Genomic DNA, 15812 nt, shown 5'->3' on the forward strand with positions numbered 1-15812 from the left:
TACCCGGGCCAGGAGACCACCACGAATCCGCCGGTGAACCAGCCGGTGACCATCTCCGCCGATGATTCGCTGCGGCAGCGGCTCCCGGCAGTGACGAAAGATTACCCGAACGTGCAGGCGACCGTCAGCAACGGCGAGGTAACGCTTACGGGCACGGTTGAGCGCGAACGTCTACCCCGCCTCATGCAGGCCGTACAGGCGATGAACCCGCGCAAGGTCAACAATCAGTTAACCATCAAATAAGCAGCTATGGCAGTACAGGAGAAATACGGGCGCCTTGTGCAGGCCGCTCAGCAGGCCGGCGTGCGCAACTTGGCAGTACGCGAGCAGAACAACGTTTTGTACATCGACGGGGAGGCGCCGAACGGGCAGGTAAAAGACCAGCTCTGGCAGATCTACAACGAGATCGATCCTGACTTCCGCGCCGGCGACCTCGTGCTCGACGTCAACGTGGGGGCGTCGGCTGCGGGCAGCCGTGCCAAGGTGACCACGCAGGAGTCGAACCTCAACATCCGCAAGGGCCCCGGCACCGACCAGCAGGTGGTGGGCAAGGCGGCGCACAATGATTACGTGACCCTCATCAGCAAGGCCAACGAACAGTGGTGGCTGGTGCGCACCAGCAACGGTGTGGAGGGTTATGCGTCGGCGCAGTACCTGTCGCCGGAGTAAGAAGTTTGTAGTGGGTGGTTTGTAGTTTGTAGTTCCGCAATGCGGCGTCCGATTCTTTTCGTTCGCCAGCCAACTACCAACTACAAGCCTCCAACTATTTTATTGCTTCTCCGCGGAATGCATCTTGATGAAATCCGACACGAGGTAGGCGATCAGCTTCCCGGTGGACTCATCTGTTCTTCCATTCGAAAGACGTACCGCCCCTTCGCAGATGTGGAGGTAGGCGCATTTGGCGTTGCCGGCGCAGAGGTTAATAAACTGGCGCGCATGTAACGGCAGCAGTCCCGATGGCGTAGCCGCACTCGTGAGGGCGCCCTGCACGGCGTCGAGGTCGACCTCGATGCCGCACCAGGTGTCGTCGGTAAACTCAATGGCGTGCGCAATGGCTTGCTGGAACGTGCGTTTGCCGTGGATAAAAATGTCCTCGTACGTAATGCAGTCGAAAAACGGGTTGTTGACGATGTCGACCCAGACATTTTGCTGCAGGTAATTTTCGTGTATCCCCACCACGCAATACTTCTGGAGGAATCCGTCGTCTTCGGCATAACGGAATCCATTGCCGCTGTGGCGTCCTTCGGCGGGCCTGTAATCGGTGTGGGCATCGAGGTTGATGGCGTTGATCTGGGGCAGGCCGATCTGCAGGTCCTGGTGCAGGCCTTTGGCACTGCCCTTCAATAGCGGGTATGCATTATTGTGACCGCCACCAATCACCACCGGCACCTTTCCGGAACTCACGATCGCCTTCACAATTTTTTCCACCTCTTCATCGATGGTATTGACGGCATGGCGAAACGCCTCGATGCGCTCGTCCTCGCTTTGCGCGTTTGCCTCGATCAGCTTTTGCATATCGCTGAAGTCGAAGTGACCGGCCACGCAGATGTCGTCGCCGGTGAGGAAGTCGTTGCTCTGGATATTGAGGAAGGAGTGCAGGAACGCCGTCCAGCCGGTAGCTGCGCCGCCGGTGCCTGCATTGGCCTGAACGCCGATGTCTTCGGGAATGCCGAGCACCACGTAGCGTGCATCGATCTTCTGGAACGCTTCGGGGCCGTGGTCTTCGGTGAGCACGTGCACCTGTTCGCCCAGCTTTGTTTCAAAGCGGCGGATCTTTGTGAGGGCCAGGATATCGTTCTTGGTATAGAAGCGGAAATGAGGTGTTTGCATTGTTGTAGATGGCTTTGCGGTCAAAGTTTGTTCCTGTATCATATGGGTGTTCCGTTCAGCAGCACGGTTTCGATGAGGTTGCTGCCGAAGGCGTAAGGAAGGTACGCCAAAGACGGTATCGGTTGCGTTAAAATGAGCTGTGCTTTTTTCCCCACCGCGATCGAACCGACCTCACGGTGCAGCTCCAACGCAACCGCCGCGTTGACGGTGGCGGCGTTGATCGCTTCTTCGGGCAGCAGCTTCATGCCGATGCAGGCCATTGATACTACGCCGTTCATATTTCCCGAGGGCGAAGAGCCAGGGTTGAAGTCGGAAGCGAGGGCGATGGCGCAGCCGGCGTCGATGAGACGGCGGGCCGGTTGGAACGGCATGCGGAGAAAATAGGCGGCCGTGGGCAGCAGGGTGCCGATGGTGCCGGAAGCAGCGAGTGCTTGCGTGGCTGCATCGTCCATGCTTTCGAGGTGGTCTACCGACAGGGCGCCGACGGCAATGCCGGCCTCCACCCCACCCGATACGGCGAGCTGGTTGGCGTGCAGCCGCGGCTTCAGGCCGAGCGCTTTGCCGGCCGAACAAATACGGATCGTCTGCTCCGGGGTGAAAAAGCCTTCTTCGCAAAACACGTCGATATAATCGGCGAGCCCTTCGGCGGCAACACGTGGCAGCATTTCCTCTATGAGAAGGCGGATGTAGCCTTCGCGGTCGTCGCGGTACTCGGCGGGAAAGCTGTGGGCGCCGAGAAAGGTGGCGCGGATATCGATCCCGCTCTTTTCCCGGAGGCGCCGGATCACGCGCAGCATTTTCAGTTCGCCCTCCACCGTCAGGCCATAGCCGCTTTTGATCTCGAGGGTACCGGTGCCGAGGCGCGTTACCTCCTGCAGGCGGGTCCAGGATTGTCGGAACAGCTCGTCCTCGGAAGTTTCGTGGAGCACGCGGGCCGAGTTGAGAATGCCGCCGCCGCGGGCCGCGATCTCGGCATAGCTGAGCCCGCGGATCTTGTCGACGAACTCCGACTCCCGGCTGCCGGCGAACACGAGGTGGGTGTGGCTATCGACCCAGGCGGGCAGCAGGAAGCGGCCGGTGGCGTCGATATGGGTGCGGAAGTCTGCCGGTTTCTGGCGAAGCGCGCTCATCGGGCCGAACTCGGCGATGCGGCCGCCCTCGCAGACGAGGTAGGCGTCGTTGACAACCGGCAATTCGGATAAGGCCGCGCTGCGTAGCGGCCCGTCTATAGTGCGGGTATTGACGAGTTGCTTGATGTTGGTGATCAGTACATCCATGGGGGCTAATGTAGCCGATTATCGGCTATGGATCCATAGTAGGAGTCCTTCCTGGCCGTAAAAACCGGGAAGGGGCGCTACGGTGCGTAGGATGGTACCCGGTGTTTTCCGGGTGACCGGCTACGAGGCGTAGGATGCCGTTCGGCGTTTTCGGGTGGGGAGGCTACGGTGCGTAGGATGCCGTCCGGGAATTTCCGGGGGGCATCCTACGGTGCGTAGGGTGGTGTAGGGAGATTTCCGGGTGGCATCGTACGGTGCGTAGGGTGGTAGCCGGAGAATGGCGGTTGGTATGCTACGGATTTTATGGGGTTAAGAGGGTGGTAGTCAGGGGGTTGTGGAATGTGGGGCGTTGCCCCCTGGCGGACCCATCCCCCTAACCCCCTTCCCAAAGGGAAGGGGGAACCAACCTCACCCCTGGCCCCTCTCCAAAGGAGAGGGGAAAAAACCTCACCCCCTACCCCCTCTCCACCAGATGCACTGGCTTAACATCACGTACCGGGGAGTCGCCCTTTACAAAGGGGGGTGTCCTTTCAGCCGGTTCAGGATCCGGAAGCAGACCCATTCTGTCTGGTTGATCACTTCGTCGTTGGTGAAACGGATGACCTCGAACCCGGCTGCCTCGAGATCGGCCGTGCGATCCTTGTCCCGTTGCGGGTTTTCTCCTTCGTCATGCACCTCGCCATCAATTTCCACCACCAGTGCGCGTTGCAGGCAAACGAAATCAACAATGTAAATCCCGATCACATGCTGGCGGCGGAACTTGTAGCCGCCCAGGTGGCGGCCGCGGAGCTCCTGCCAGAGCAGATTTTCAGCTTCTGTCGGGTTGTGCCGGTTTTCGCGGGCAAAGGCGAGGCGATTCCGGTATTTCCGGTAGGAAGAATGATGGTAGGCGTAGTGGCGTCCGGGTGCTTTCATAGGGCAAAACAACCGCCTGCCTTGCCCGGAAACAAAGGGAAACACGCCGGTTTTCCGGGGATTTTTCTGGGGCTTTGGTGTTTAAAACATCAGGGCGGGCCCGTGCCGGACGTGTACCTTGGCCGGCGGATCATTGAATTTCCCGGAGAGGGGATAAAGGGGTGAGGGAAACTCCCCTCTCCTTTGGAGAGGGGTCGGGGGTGTGGTCTGCTCCCCTTCCCTTCGGGAAGGGGCTGGGGGATGGGTCGGCCCGGCCCGTCCCGGAACGATTTTTTCTACGCTCCCCCCAGCGACTCCATCTATCTATGCCAACACAAACCCCTAATGACCTCCTCTGGTACAAAGACGCGGTCATCTACGAACTCCATATCAAAGCCTTCCGCGACTCCAACGGCGACGGCATCGGCGACTTCGGAGGCCTCCTCGAAAAGCTCGACTACCTCCAGGAACTCGGCGTTACGGCCATCTGGGTACTCCCCTTCTACCCCTCACCCCTCCGCGACGACGGCTACGACATCGCCGACTACTATAGCATCAACCCCCGCTATGGCGACCTCGAACAGTTCAAATCCTTCCTCGACGAAGCCCACCGCCGCGGCCTCAAGGTCATCACCGAACTGGTGGTCAACCACACGTCCGACCAGCACCCCTGGTTCCAGCGCGCCCGCCACGCCCCCAAAGGCTCGCCCGAACGCGACTACTACGTCTGGTCCGACGACCCGACGCAATACAAAGACGTCCGGATCATCTTCCAGGACTTCGAGGCCTCCAACTGGACCTGGGACCCGGTGGCCCAGCAATACTACTGGCACCGCTTCTTTCACCACCAGCCCGATCTCAACTTCGATAACCCGCAGGTGCAGCAGGAGATCTTCAACGTCATGGATTACTGGTGCGCCATGGGTGTGGACGGGTTCCGCCTCGACGCGATCCCGTATTTATACGAACGGGAAGGCACCAACGGCGAAAACCTCGCCGAGACCCACGCCTTCCTCAAACGCCTGCGCGCGCATGTGGATCAAAAATTTCCCGGGACGCTCTTTCTGGCCGAGGCCAATATGTGGCCCGAAGAAGCCGCCTCCTACTTCGGCGATGGCGACGAGTGCCACATGAACTACCACTTCCCGGTAATGCCCCGCATGTTCATGGCCGTGCAGCAGGAAGACCGCTACCCCATCACCGATATCTTTGAGCAAACGCCCGCCATCCCCGAGAATTGCCAGTGGGCGATGTTCCTCCGCAACCACGACGAGCTGACGCTCGAAATGGTCACCGACGAGGAGCGCGACTTTATGTACAAGGTGTATGCAAAGGATCCCAAAGCGCGCATCAACCTCGGTATCCGCCACCGCCTCGCGCCGTTGATGGACAACAACCGCCGCAAGATCGAGCTGATGAACTCGCTCCTCTTCTCCCTGCCCGGCACGCCCGTGCTGTATTATGGCGACGAGATCGGCATGGGCGATAACTTCTACCTCGGCGACCGCGATGGCGTCCGCACACCGATGCAGTGGTCGGCCGACCGCAACGCCGGCTTCTCGGAGGCCAACCCACACCAGCTCTACCTCCCCGTGATCCTCGATCCGGAGTATTCCTACGAATCCGTGAACGTGGAGATGCAGCAGCGCAACACCTCTTCGCTGTTCTGGTTCATGAAGCGGCTCATCTCGCTGCGCCGTTCCTTCAAGGCGTTCAGCCGCGGCGACATGCAGTTTCTCAACGTTGAAAATCCCAAGGTGCTGGCCTTCACCCGCACCTTCGAGGAAGAGACGATCCTCGTGGTGGTCAACCTCTCGAAATACGCGCAGCCGGCCGAGATCGACCTGCGACCGTTCAAAGGCTATCAGCCCGTGGAGCTGTTCAGCCGCAATAAGTTCCCGGCGGTGAAAGAAGACGTGCCTTATTTCTTCACAATGGCGCCGCACTCGTTCCAGTGGTTCCAGCTGGAGAAGGTGCGTACCCGCGCCGACGAGGAGCGCACCATTCCAACCCTGGAGATCCAGGGCAACGGCATCCTCGATGCCTTTGAGCGGACGCAGCTCGAGCAGGACATCCTGCCGGCCTACGTGTTCAGCCGCCCTTGGTTTGCCGGTCGGCACCGCACTGTGTACAGCCTGACCATCACGGATCACTACGTGCTGGAAGAGAATGGCCGGCGTGCCTGGTGGCTCCTGCTGGAGGTGGCTTATGAAAGCGGTTTGCCCGAATGGTACCAGCTGGCGGTGAGCATCGTGTCGCCGGATACGGGCCGCGAGCTGGCGGCGACCCATCCCGATGCGGTCATTGCACACGTGCAGGGTGCCGGCGAAGGCTCCATGCTTTGTGATGCCTTCTACCTCAAAGGACTCCAGCGTTCGCTGCTGCGGCGCTTCGTGCAAAGCGAGCAATTGAAGCTCGATGACGGCACCGTGTTTTTCGACGCGGTGGAAGAACTGTCACGTTACAACTGGGAAGAATCCACGCCCCGACTGTTTGAGCAGAATAAATTCAATACATCGATCGTATACGACAACCGCCTGTTCCTGAAGTGGTACCGGAAGGTGGAGTTCTTCACCAACCCCGACGTGGAGCTGAACCGCTACCTGTCGCTGGAGGCCGGCTTCCCGTATACGCCAACGTACTTCGGGTCGGCGGAATGGCAATCGGGCCGCGGACGCATGGTGCTGGCCATCGTGCAGGAGCTTGTGGACAATCATGGAAACGGCTACGATTACATGCGTGAACGGGTCAACAACTTCATTGAGCGCCTGCTCGCACGGCCCAATGCGTCGGTACTGCTCGAATACGAACTGCAGCCCTGGTCGAAGCCCGTTGCGATCGACGAGTTGCCCGAAGTGATGCAGGACCTGCTGGGGGGGCGTGGTGCGGAGCTGATGCGCCTGCTCGGTGAGCGCACTGCCCAAATGCACAAGGCCTTTGCCCGCAACCACGCCCAGAAAGAATTTGCACCGGAAGACTTCTCCCTCCATTACCAGCGCTCGCTTTTCTCCTCGATGGTGTCGCTGGTGCGGGATGCCTACCACCAAATGAACCGATCGGAAAACCTCCCGGAGCCGGCAGCCGTAAAAATACGGACGCTGCTCGGGCGTCGCACCGAACTGCTCGGACTGCTGAAGCGGGTGTATGACCACAAGCTCGACGTGGTAAAAGTGCGTACGCACGGTTCGTTCGACCTGTACAAGGTGCTGCTCACCGGGAAAGACATTGTCCTGTACGACTTTGGCGGAAACATATTCAAAAGCTTCTCCGAACGGCGCATCAAACGCTCGCCCGTGCGCGACCTGGCACAGATGGTGGCCGGCATTTACAACGCCACCTTCGACGGTTTCGCCAACAGCGGGCACATGACCGGCGACGGGGAAGCGTACCTGCCCTATGCCGAGCGCTGGGCCTACCTGATGAGCGGCTTTTTCCTGCGCGCTTATTTCGATTGCGTAAAGGAGGAAGCCTTCCTGCCCAAAGACGCCGAAGACTGCACGATGCTGCTGCACACGTTCCTGGTTGAACGCTCGCTGCGCCACCTGGCACAGGACCTCCAGTCCGGCGGCGACCGGGTGCTGGGACCGCTGTACCTTATCGACTCGGTATTTGCGCAAACCGCCTCAACGGTCGGTGACGGCTGAGGAGCGCGGCTGCAGGAACTTTCTTAACAACGGCAGCACGGCACTCTGCGCCCAGAGGTTGTACCGGGCGGCCGTTTTGTTTTTCCCTACACGGATGGTTACGGCTTTGTCGCGCAATACGCGGAACATATCCTCGTCGGTGGTGTCGTCGCCGATACACAGCATGAAGTCGGGGGCGAAATGGTCCAGCACCTTTTGCGAAGCCGTTCCCTTGTCGATGCCGATAAGCCGCACCTCCAGCACTTTATTCCCATCGATCACCTGCAGCGCTGTGTTGGTGGTCAGCTGCAGCAGGCTGTTGCGCAGCTCGCGCGAACGGCTGAAGCCCAGGTCGGGGTGCGTGTTGCGGTAGTGCCAGGCGAGCGTGTTGTGCTTTTCTTCAATGAACGAGCCCACGCAACGCGTGACGAACAGTTCCATCAGCGGGCGGATCTCCCCTTTCCATTCCGGCGACATTGAGACCTGCGATTGCCAATCGGCGTCACCCCGGTAGCGGATGTAGGCGCCGTGTTCGGCTACAAGTCCCAGCGGCAGCTTGCCCAGCCAGCCATGCAGCGTTTCCGGGTCGCGGCCGGAGATGATCACTACTTCGGTGTTCGGCAGGTTACCCAGCTCTTCGAGCAACTGCAATACTTCCTTGCTCGGAACGGCCATCGAAGGCAGCTTGGCATAAGGGGCCAGCGTTCCGTCGTAATCCAGCAGGATGCAGCGCTTCGACGCGGCGCCGAATTCTTCCAGCAGCAATTGCGTTGTCGGTCCATCGAGGAAGTTGGACTGTTCCTGCTCCTGTTCTTTCTTTACTTCAAATAAGCTTTCAAGGTTATCGTCGATCCAGTGCTGCACGTCGTAAGCGGCGAGGCGCCGCTGCATAAAGCTCAGGCGGTTGCGCTGCTCGGTGAGCGGCATCGTCAGCGCCAGATGAATGGCTTCGGCCACCTCGGTGGTATCGGTGGGATTCACCAGCACCGCTTCACTCAGCTCGGAAGCGGCCCCGGTGAGCTCGCTCAGGATCAACACTCCCTTGTCGAGGCAGGAGGCGACGTATTCCTTCGCCACGAGGTTCATACCGTCACGCAGCGGGGTGATGAGCGCCACGTCGGCCGATTGGTACAGGGCGCACAACTCCTCGAAGCTGAGGTGGTTATAACGGTACATCAGCGGCTGCCAGTGCAAGGAGGAAAAAGTCCCGTTGATGGTACTCACCTGCTGTTCGATCTGGCGACGCATTTCCGCATACGAGGCAATGTTGGCGCGCGAGGGGATGATGTTGAAAATGAACACCACCTTGCCGTGCCATTCAGGATAGCGCTGCAGGAATTCGTGAAAGCCTTCGAGCCGGTAGCTGAGGCCCTTGGTATAATCAAGTCGGTCTATCGAAAAAATGATCTTCTGCCCCCGGAACTTTTCCTCCAGCCCCGTAGAAATACGGGTGGACAGCTCGTTGAGCAGGGCATCGCGGAACTTCTGGTAGTCGATCCCGATCGGGAACATGTCCACCCGAATAAGCCGGTTGTCGTAGTACAGTACATTGAACTGGTTTTCGAGCTTCAACACCATTTTGGCTGACTGGATGAAATGCTGCACGTAATCGTAGGTATGAAATCCCAGCAGGTCGGCGCCAAGAAGGCCCTGCAGCAGCAGTGTCTTCCAGGCCGTGGGCAGCAGGCGGAAGATCTCGTAGGACGGAAACGGGATGTGCAGGAAAAAGCCAATCGTGGCATCGTTGAGGCGGCGGCGCAACAGTTGCGGCAGCAGCATCAGCTGGTAGTCGTGCACCCACACCACGTCGCCGGGACGGTAGATTTCCGCGATCCGTTCGGCAAAGAGCGCATTCACCTGCAGGTAAGCGTCGAAATCGTCGCCGTGGAACTCTGCCAGCTGCGGAAAATAGTGAAACAACGGCCAGAGCGTGGCATTCGAAAAGCCGTTGTAATAGCGGTCGTATTGTTCCCTGGGCGGAAACACGGCCTCGATGCCGAATCCAGGCGGGAAGGCGCCTTTATCGGTCGCTTCCTGCCAGTCGGCGCGTGCGGCATCTACACTTCCCACCCAAATACGGGCATCGAAATCCCGGTGCTCTTCCTTCTCGAAAAAACTTTTGATCGCCGATACCAGTCCGCCTGAGCTCTGGCGAACCTGCAGCCGGCCCTCTACGCGTTCCAACGAATAGGGCAGCCGGTTGGAAACCACAATCAGTCTTGCCATGCCAAAGCTCGTCCAAAAATTACGCCACCGCACCTGGCGCCGGGCAATGCTAAACCGGTATGGCCCGCTCCGTCTTTTTTTGCAGAAACGTATGAAAACGACCGATTCGCTGACGCTGATGGTTGCTTTCGGACCCTCAGGCGCTCCGCGGCCTACCCCTTCTGGGCAGGCTTCCGGGGCCGTGTACGGAGCATGCGAAACAGCAGCAGCAGCGTCGGCGCCAGCAACACCAGCGTGATAAACGGCACCAACCCTCCTGGTTCTGTGCTGGCCTTTCCCAAGGCTGCCTGCAGACTGTAAAAAATGCCGAGCGCCATCACCAGCACGATCGCGAAACGTAACTGCAGGAAGAATGCGCGGAGTAATCCCAGGTTTGCCTGCCGGTCGCCGGTGCCGGCTTTTTGCGGCAGCCGATCGGCATAGCGGTACAACAACGAAAAGAGGCCATAGAGCGCGCTGGCCAGCACGGGCAGCACCCAGATGCCCGCCTTTGGCGCCCAGTTGTCGGGCTTCCCGGCACCATCGAAATGTATCGGGATCGTTGTTGGCAGCGACTCAAAGCTGCGGATGACCATCAGCCAGCAAAAAAGGAGCAGGCCGCCCGAAAGCCAGCCCAATAAACGCGTGGATGCCGCCATCAGGATTGAATTCTGGTTTGAAGATCAAGACCGTGCTCGGCGGCGGTGCGGCGGGCGATCTCGTAGCCGGCGTCGGCATGGCGGATGACCCCCATACCCGGGTCGTTGCGCAGCACCCGTTTGAGGCGCTCGTGGGCGTCGGCAGTACCATCCGCCACAATGACCATCCCCGCATGAATGCTATAACCCATGCCAACGCCACCCCCGTGGTGAAGGCTCACCCAAGAAGCCCCGCCGGCGGTGTTCACCAGCGCATTCAGAATCGGCCAGTCGGCAACGGCGTCTGATCCGTCCAGCATTGCTTCGGTTTCGCGGTTGGGCGAAGCCACGGAGCCGGTGTCCAGGTGGTCGCGGCCGATCACGATCGGGGCTTTCACCTTACCCGTGCGAACAAGCTCGTTGAAGGCCAGTCCCGCTTTTTCGCGTTCGCCCTGCCCCAGCCAGCAAATGCGGGCGGGCAGCCCCTGGAAGGCGATGCGCTCTTTGGCGAGTTTCAGCCAGCGTTGCAGCGAGGCATTCTCGGGAAACATGTTGGCGATGAGTTCGTCGGTGACGGCGATGTCGGCGGGGTCGCCGCTCAGCGCCGCCCAGCGGAAGGGGCCTTTGCCTTCGCAGAACAGCGGTCGGATATAGGCGGGCACGAAGCCGGGGAAATCAAAAGCGTTTTCGAGACCGCGCTCCTTGGCGCGGGCGCGGATGTTGTTGCCGTAATCGAAGGTGATGGCGCCGCGCTTCTGCAACTCGAGCATCAGTTCTACGTGGCGGTACATCGAGTTGTAGGCATAATCGGTATACAGCTGTGGGTTTTCGGTGCGCAGCACACGGGCCTGCTCTTCGCTCAGTTGGTGCGGCCAGTAGCCGATCAGCGGGTCGTGGGCCGAGGTTTGGTCGGTGAGCGTGTCGGGAACGACGTCGCGGGCCAGCAGCCTTTCCAGTAGTTCTACGGCATTGCAGTGCACGCCGATCGAAAGGGCTTCGCCGTTGCGCCTGGCTTCGAGTGCGCGATCGATGGCTTCGTCCACGTTCTCGATCATGACGTCGAGGTAACGCGTTTCAAGGCGCTTTTCAATACGCCATTTTTCCACTTCCGCCACGAGGGCCACGCCTTCGTTCATGGTGATGGCCAGCGGCTGGGCGCCGCCCATGCCGCCGAGGCCGGCGGTAACGTTGAGCGTTCCTTTCAGGCTGCCGTTGCAATGCTTGTCGGCCAGCGCCGCATAAGTTTCATAGGTGCCCTGCACGATACCCTGCGAGCCAATATAGATCCACGAGCCGGCGGTCATCTGCCCGTACATCATGAGGCCCTTGCGCTCCAGTTCCTCGAAGTGCTTCCAGTTGGCCCAGTTGGGCACAAGCTGCGAGTTGGACAGCAGCACGCGCGGAGCGTCTTTATGTGTTTTGAGAATGGCTACCGGCTTGCCGCTCTGGATCAGCAGGCTCTCGTCGTTTTCAAGCACCTTGAGGCCGGCGATGATGTTGTCGAGGGCTTCGAAGTTGCGGGCGGCTTTGCCGCGGCCACCGTAGACAATAAGGTCGTCGGGGCGCTCGGCCACTGCCGGGTCGAGGTTGTTGAGCAGCATGCGGAGGGCCGCTTCCTGTATCCAGCCTTTGCAGGAGAGCTGTGTGCCGGTGGGCGTCTTGTATTTAATCGGGTCGTATTTCGATTGGGTCATTTGCGGCATAGAGCAAGCATTTAATTAAGTGCTGAAGTTTCCGATAGTCCTGATTGTTTTTGGGTTCGGGCTCCCCGTAGAGCCCAACATTTAGAACCCTAAAAACTTTAAGAACCTTAAAAACCTATTTCAAAGTAAAGTTATCGAAGCCTTTATTCAGGTGAACTTCCTGGGCGCGGGCGCATTCATTCACATGAGAAACAAGGCTGCCGTCCGCAACGATGCGGTGGGCCTTCTGAATATCGTCGGCGAAGATGCGGTCTTCCTCGGCGAAGCCCACGGTGCGCCGCAGGTAGTCGTGCGCACATTCGAGCAGGACGCTGCTTTTCAGTGGCCGGCGAAACTCGATCGCCTGGGCCGCGCTCACCAGTTCAATGGCAAGAATATATTCGAGGTTATCGAGCACTTTGCCCAGCTTGCGTCCGCTGATGGAGCCCATGCTCACATGGTCTTCCTGCCCGAGCGAAGTTGGTATACTGTCGGCCGAGGCGGGGAAGCAAAGGGTCTTGTTTTCGGTTACCAACGCTGCGGTGGTATACTGCGGTATCATGAAGCCGCTGTTGAGGCCTACGTTCTTCATCAACAGCAGCGGCAGGCCCCACTTGCCCTCAAGCAGCAGGTAGCAGCGGCGGTCGGAGATGTTGCCGATCTCGGCGGCGGCGAAGCAGGCGTAGTCGAGCGGCAGCGCCAGCGGTTGCCCGTGGAAGTTACCACCGCTGATGGTATCGTCTTTTCCCAGCACGATCGGGTTGTCGGTCACTGAGTTGGCTTCGATCGTGGTGAGGTCTTTCAGGTGTAGCCAGGCATTGCGCGAAGCGCCGTGTACCTGCGGCATGCAGCGTAGCGAATAGGGATCCTGCACACGGCCGCAATCCACGTGGCTTTGCATAATGTCCGATCCGCCGAGGAGACCGCGGAGGCGTTGCGCCACCAGCAGATTGCCGGCATACGGGCGCAACCGGTGCAGGCGTTCATCGAACGGCGCCTTCGTGCCGGTCAGCGCTTCCAAACTCATCGCACCAATGATGTCGGCGGCTTCCAGGCAATTGTGCAGGCGCTGTACGCCCTTAAGCGCAAAGGCCAGGATAAACTGTGTGCCGTTGATAAGGGCAAGACCTTCTTTGGGGCCGAGCGCGATGGGCTCGAGGCCTTCGGCCTGCAACACTTCCGCCGACGGCTTGCGCACACCTTTATGATACACCTCGCCGAGGCCGATCAGCGGGAGGCATAGGTGCGCCAGCGGGGCCAGGTCGCCGGAAGCACCCACCGATCCTTTTTCGGGCACCACCGGGATGACGTCGTTTTCGATATGCCAGATGATGCGCTCGAGCGTGCTGAGCTGCACGCCCGAAAAGCCCTGCACGAGGGCCTGCACCTTGCAGATGAGCATCAGCTTGGCCACTTCGGCGGGAATGGGATCGCCCACGCCCACGCTGTGGCTTTGCAGGATCTTATGCTGCAGCAGGCGTGTGTCTTCTTCGTTGATGGCCGTATCGGCGAGGATGCCAAAGCCGGTGTTGATGCCGTAAACGGTGCGGCCTTCGCGCACGATGGCCTGCACGTCGTTCTGACTTTGCAGTACCCGCCGCGTGGCTGCTTCGTCCAATCGGCCGATAGAGTGGCCTGCGGCCAGCGAAAGAGCGCTTTCGACGCTTAAAGCGTCCGTTCCGTAGAAAAATGGAGTTCTCATAACAGTGGGTAGCGAAAATAACGTTTAACTTAGAGCGACAAGCTTTTACCACATAATCCGCCCTATGAGCAACCTGTTTACCGCACTTACGTCGGCTCTTTTCGGCCGCTTTGCCCCGCAGAACGATACACCCCGCCGCTTCCGCTGCAGCAGCAACGGCGCCACTCTTCAATTCTATAAAGCGCCTTTTGTGCACCAGTCGTACGACGCGGAAGGTAATGAGCTGTTTACGGGCCAAAGCATCGATGGCAAGGCTACGTACGGCTTCGTCACCTGCCGCCTGGCCTGCCCCCTTTCGGACCGGATGCTGGCCGAGCAACGCCTCTTCCTTTTTATGGAGCACCTGCACCCGCACTACGGCATCGAATGCACCACCGGCCTCGATACGGGCCTGGAGCACCGCGCCTGTCGCGACGCCGTCGGGATGAGCGAATACTGGCAGGATGCGGATGGAAAAGACTGGAAAGTCATGGGCTGGACCGACGGCACGCTGGTGACGGTCCTTTATATCCGCAACATCTCCATAACCGACTTCCGCCGCCAGGACGCTTTCTTCGAATCTTTCCGCTTCGCCCCCGCCCGAAAGTTGGCATAATGGCGTCGTAGCCTATCTTTGCTGCCTTTCGGCAGGAATGTGCGCATTCTTGCCGTTTGGGCTCCATAGCTCAATGGATAGAGCGCCTGCCTTCTAAGCTGGTGATCTAGGTTCGATTCCTAGTGGGGCTACGACCAATAGAATTACCCCGGCCAACGCGCCGGGTTTTTTTTGTGCTATATTGTAGGATAACTGCCCACAAAACATTCCACATGAGTCCTTCCAAAATCTATTACGTCGAAGACGATATCGATGATGCGCAGCTGCTCTCCGAGGTCTTTTCTGAAAAGGGCTATGAGATACGCATCTTCCCCGACCCGGTGGAACTCTTTCACCAGCTGCATGCCGACGAGCTCCTGCCAACGCTGATCATACTCGACCTCAACCTGCCCCGGATGACCGGTGCCGAAGCATTACGTTTGCTGAGCCAGGAGCCGAAATTTTACCGCATCCCGGTCGCCATTCTTTCTACCAGTCCCCGCTCGGGCCAAAGCGTGGACGAGAAACAATTGTATTTTATGAAACCCGCGGAATACGGCGATTATGGCGCAATCGTGTCGCGCCTGCTGGCCTACGCGGGTCATGTTCCTTCGTGATCCGTTCAGCCGAGCAGCTGGAGCGCTTTCAGTGTCAGCAGCCCCGTGCCCAACGCCAGCAAAACGCTGCTGAGTGTGCCGATGAGCAGGTATTCGGTCTTCGCCTCCGTGCGCTGCGAATCGGAAAAGCGGATGATGCTCTTCGCCGCCAGCAATAATCCAAAGGCTTCGTATTGCCCTTTCAGTACAAGGATCAGGATGATCACGCGCTCCGCCATTCCGATCCAGGAGCCTGCCGTGGCCAGCGAGTCGTCACTGACCGCTTTCGCGCCGAATGGATCTTCCGTATTTTTTGCGGGCACCACCTCCATCGTCAGGCGGGCACGCCACTTTGCTGTGAACAGGCCGATAAAAATACCTAAAGGTTTTGTGACGAATACAAAAGCAGTAAGCAGCACAACGTTGCGGGTCGACAGTATCCGGTCCCAGTCGGGCAGCAGTGAGCCTTTGTAATTCCACACCGCGAACCAGCAACCGACAAGCACGAGCAGGTGCGCCAGTTGGTCGGCGAGGAAATAGCCGATCTTTTCGGGCAGGTAGGATTTGATGCCGTCGATAGCGGTATGCGACAGTAGGATTACGGGTGCTACCCACCAGGGATTGAACCCGATGAGCAGCCCGGCGACCGCGGCCGTTACCAGTCCGTGCGCATAGAGTTGCGGCGCACGGAAATGCATCCGGCTTCGTGCGGCGATCCAGCTTTTGGGCTGAAGCAGGAAATCGGTGAGCAGGTGGGCGAGCAGCAACTTGCAGAGCCAGGTAAGTTCCAT

13 protein-coding genes and 1 tRNA gene are annotated in these 15812 nt (G+C 59.2%); 6 read left to right on the forward strand and 8 right to left on the reverse strand.

The genetic code is table 11. From position 1 onward, the window contains the following. Both E0486_RS14655 and E0486_RS14660 read left to right on the forward strand, forming a co-directional pair. Positions 1–243, forward strand: a 243-nt coding sequence (locus E0486_RS14655; protein WP_131853095.1) for a BON domain-containing protein, incomplete at its 5' end; no start/stop codon positions are given. A 6-nt stretch (positions 244–249) separates the two neighbouring features. Then, positions 250–669 carry an SH3 domain-containing protein gene (locus tag E0486_RS14660; RefSeq protein WP_131853097.1) on the forward strand — a complete coding sequence of 140 codons (420 nt, stop codon included), beginning with the start codon at positions 250–252 and terminating at the stop codon, positions 667–669. 99 nt (positions 670–768) lie between these two features. Here E0486_RS14660 and E0486_RS14665 read toward each other — a convergent pair whose 3' ends face one another. The 3 genes from E0486_RS14665 to E0486_RS14675 form a co-directional block, all read right to left on the reverse strand. Further along, positions 769–1830 carry a formimidoylglutamase gene (locus E0486_RS14665; protein ID WP_131853099.1) on the reverse strand — a complete coding sequence of 354 codons (1062 nt, stop codon included), beginning with the start codon at positions 1828–1830 and terminating at the stop codon, positions 769–771. Positions 1831–1868: 38 nt separating this feature from the next. Then, positions 1869–3107, reverse strand: coding sequence for an imidazolonepropionase (gene hutI / locus E0486_RS14670; RefSeq protein WP_131853101.1), 1239 nt, complete (start codon positions 3105–3107; stop codon positions 1869–1871). A 510-nt stretch (positions 3108–3617) separates the two neighbouring features. Then, positions 3618–4067, reverse strand: coding sequence for an endonuclease domain-containing protein (locus E0486_RS14675; RefSeq protein ID WP_207906270.1), 450 nt, complete (start codon positions 4065–4067; stop codon positions 3618–3620). Between the two features lie 260 nt (positions 4068–4327). On the opposite strand from E0486_RS14675, the gene treS reads away from it, so the two are divergent. After that, on the forward strand, positions 4328–7645 hold the full coding sequence (treS, locus tag E0486_RS14680; protein WP_131853103.1) for a maltose alpha-D-glucosyltransferase: 3318 nt from the start codon (positions 4328–4330) through the stop codon (positions 7643–7645). Here treS and E0486_RS14685 read toward each other — a convergent pair. The 4 genes from E0486_RS14685 to hutH form a co-directional block, all read right to left on the reverse strand. Continuing rightward, a complete protein-coding gene (locus tag E0486_RS14685; protein WP_131853105.1) occupies positions 7625–9850 on the reverse strand; it encodes a bifunctional alpha,alpha-trehalose-phosphate synthase (UDP-forming)/trehalose-phosphatase in 2226 nt (741 codons plus the stop codon). The genes treS and E0486_RS14685 overlap by 21 nt on opposite strands. A 152-nt stretch (positions 9851–10002) precedes the next feature. Then, entirely contained in the window at positions 10003–10488 is a 486-nt protein-coding gene (locus E0486_RS14690; RefSeq protein WP_131853107.1) for a DUF1648 domain-containing protein, read from the reverse strand. Further along, positions 10488–12170: a urocanate hydratase gene (gene hutU, locus E0486_RS14695; protein WP_243697451.1), complete on the reverse strand. Its 1683-nt coding sequence runs from the start codon at positions 12168–12170 to the stop codon at positions 10488–10490. Before hutU ends, E0486_RS14690 begins: the two co-directional genes overlap by 1 nt. 115 nt (positions 12171–12285) lie before the next feature. Then, positions 12286–13851: a histidine ammonia-lyase gene (gene hutH, locus E0486_RS14700; protein WP_131853109.1), complete on the reverse strand. Its 1566-nt coding sequence runs from the start codon at positions 13849–13851 to the stop codon at positions 12286–12288. A 64-nt stretch (positions 13852–13915) separates the two neighbouring features. Between hutH and E0486_RS14705 the strand changes: the two genes are divergently transcribed. The 3 genes from E0486_RS14705 (at position 13916) to E0486_RS14715 (ending at position 15042) form a co-directional block, all read left to right on the forward strand. Continuing rightward, positions 13916–14446 carry a hypothetical protein gene (locus E0486_RS14705; RefSeq protein WP_131853111.1) on the forward strand — a complete coding sequence of 177 codons (531 nt, stop codon included), beginning with the start codon at positions 13916–13918 and terminating at the stop codon, positions 14444–14446. 59 nt (positions 14447–14505) lie between these two features. Further along, positions 14506–14577: transfer RNA gene (locus tag E0486_RS14710), tRNA-Arg, on the forward strand. 81 nt (positions 14578–14658) lie between these two features. Then, entirely contained in the window at positions 14659–15042 is a 384-nt protein-coding gene (locus tag E0486_RS14715) for a response regulator (RefSeq protein WP_131853113.1), read from the forward strand. Between the two features lie 5 nt (positions 15043–15047). On the opposite strand, the gene E0486_RS14720 is transcribed toward E0486_RS14715, so the two are convergent. Next, positions 15048–15812 (reverse strand): DUF3307 domain-containing protein, encoded by a 765-nt coding sequence (locus tag E0486_RS14720; RefSeq protein WP_165917353.1) that lies wholly within the window; start codon positions 15810–15812, stop codon positions 15048–15050.

The sequence above is a fragment of the Flaviaesturariibacter aridisoli genome, assembly GCF_004343705.1.
Classification (GTDB): Bacteria; Bacteroidota; Bacteroidia; order Chitinophagales; family Chitinophagaceae; genus Flavisolibacter; species Flavisolibacter aridisoli.

Bases quoted from the DNA above. Each gene is read 5' to 3' on its own strand.
- hutI (WP_131853101.1), bottom strand. From the start codon at position 3,107: ATGGATGTACTGATCACCAACATCAAGCAACTCGTCAATACCCGCACT.
- E0486_RS14705 (WP_131853111.1), top strand. From the start codon at position 13,916: ATGAGCAACCTGTTTACCGCACTTACGTCGGCTCTTTTCGGCCGCTTT.
- E0486_RS14685 (WP_131853105.1), bottom strand. From the start codon at position 9,850: ATGGCAAGACTGATTGTGGTTTCCAACCGGCTGCCCTATTCGTTGGAA.
- hutH (WP_131853109.1), bottom strand. From the start codon at position 13,851: ATGAGAACTCCATTTTTCTACGGAACGGACGCTTTAAGCGTCGAAAGC.
- E0486_RS14690 (WP_131853107.1), bottom strand. From the start codon at position 10,488: ATGGCGGCATCCACGCGTTTATTGGGCTGGCTTTCGGGCGGCCTGCTC.
- E0486_RS14715 (WP_131853113.1), top strand. From the start codon at position 14,659: ATGAGTCCTTCCAAAATCTATTACGTCGAAGACGATATCGATGATGCG.
- E0486_RS14720 (WP_165917353.1), bottom strand. From the start codon at position 15,812: ATGGAACTTACCTGGCTCTGCAAGTTGCTGCTCGCCCACCTGCTCACC.
- hutU (WP_243697451.1), bottom strand. From the start codon at position 12,170: ATGCCGCAAATGACCCAATCGAAATACGACCCGATTAAATACAAGACG.
- E0486_RS14665 (WP_131853099.1), bottom strand. From the start codon at position 1,830: ATGCAAACACCTCATTTCCGCTTCTATACCAAGAACGATATCCTGGCC.
- treS (WP_131853103.1), top strand. From the start codon at position 4,328: ATGCCAACACAAACCCCTAATGACCTCCTCTGGTACAAAGACGCGGTC.
- E0486_RS14660 (WP_131853097.1), top strand. From the start codon at position 250: ATGGCAGTACAGGAGAAATACGGGCGCCTTGTGCAGGCCGCTCAGCAG.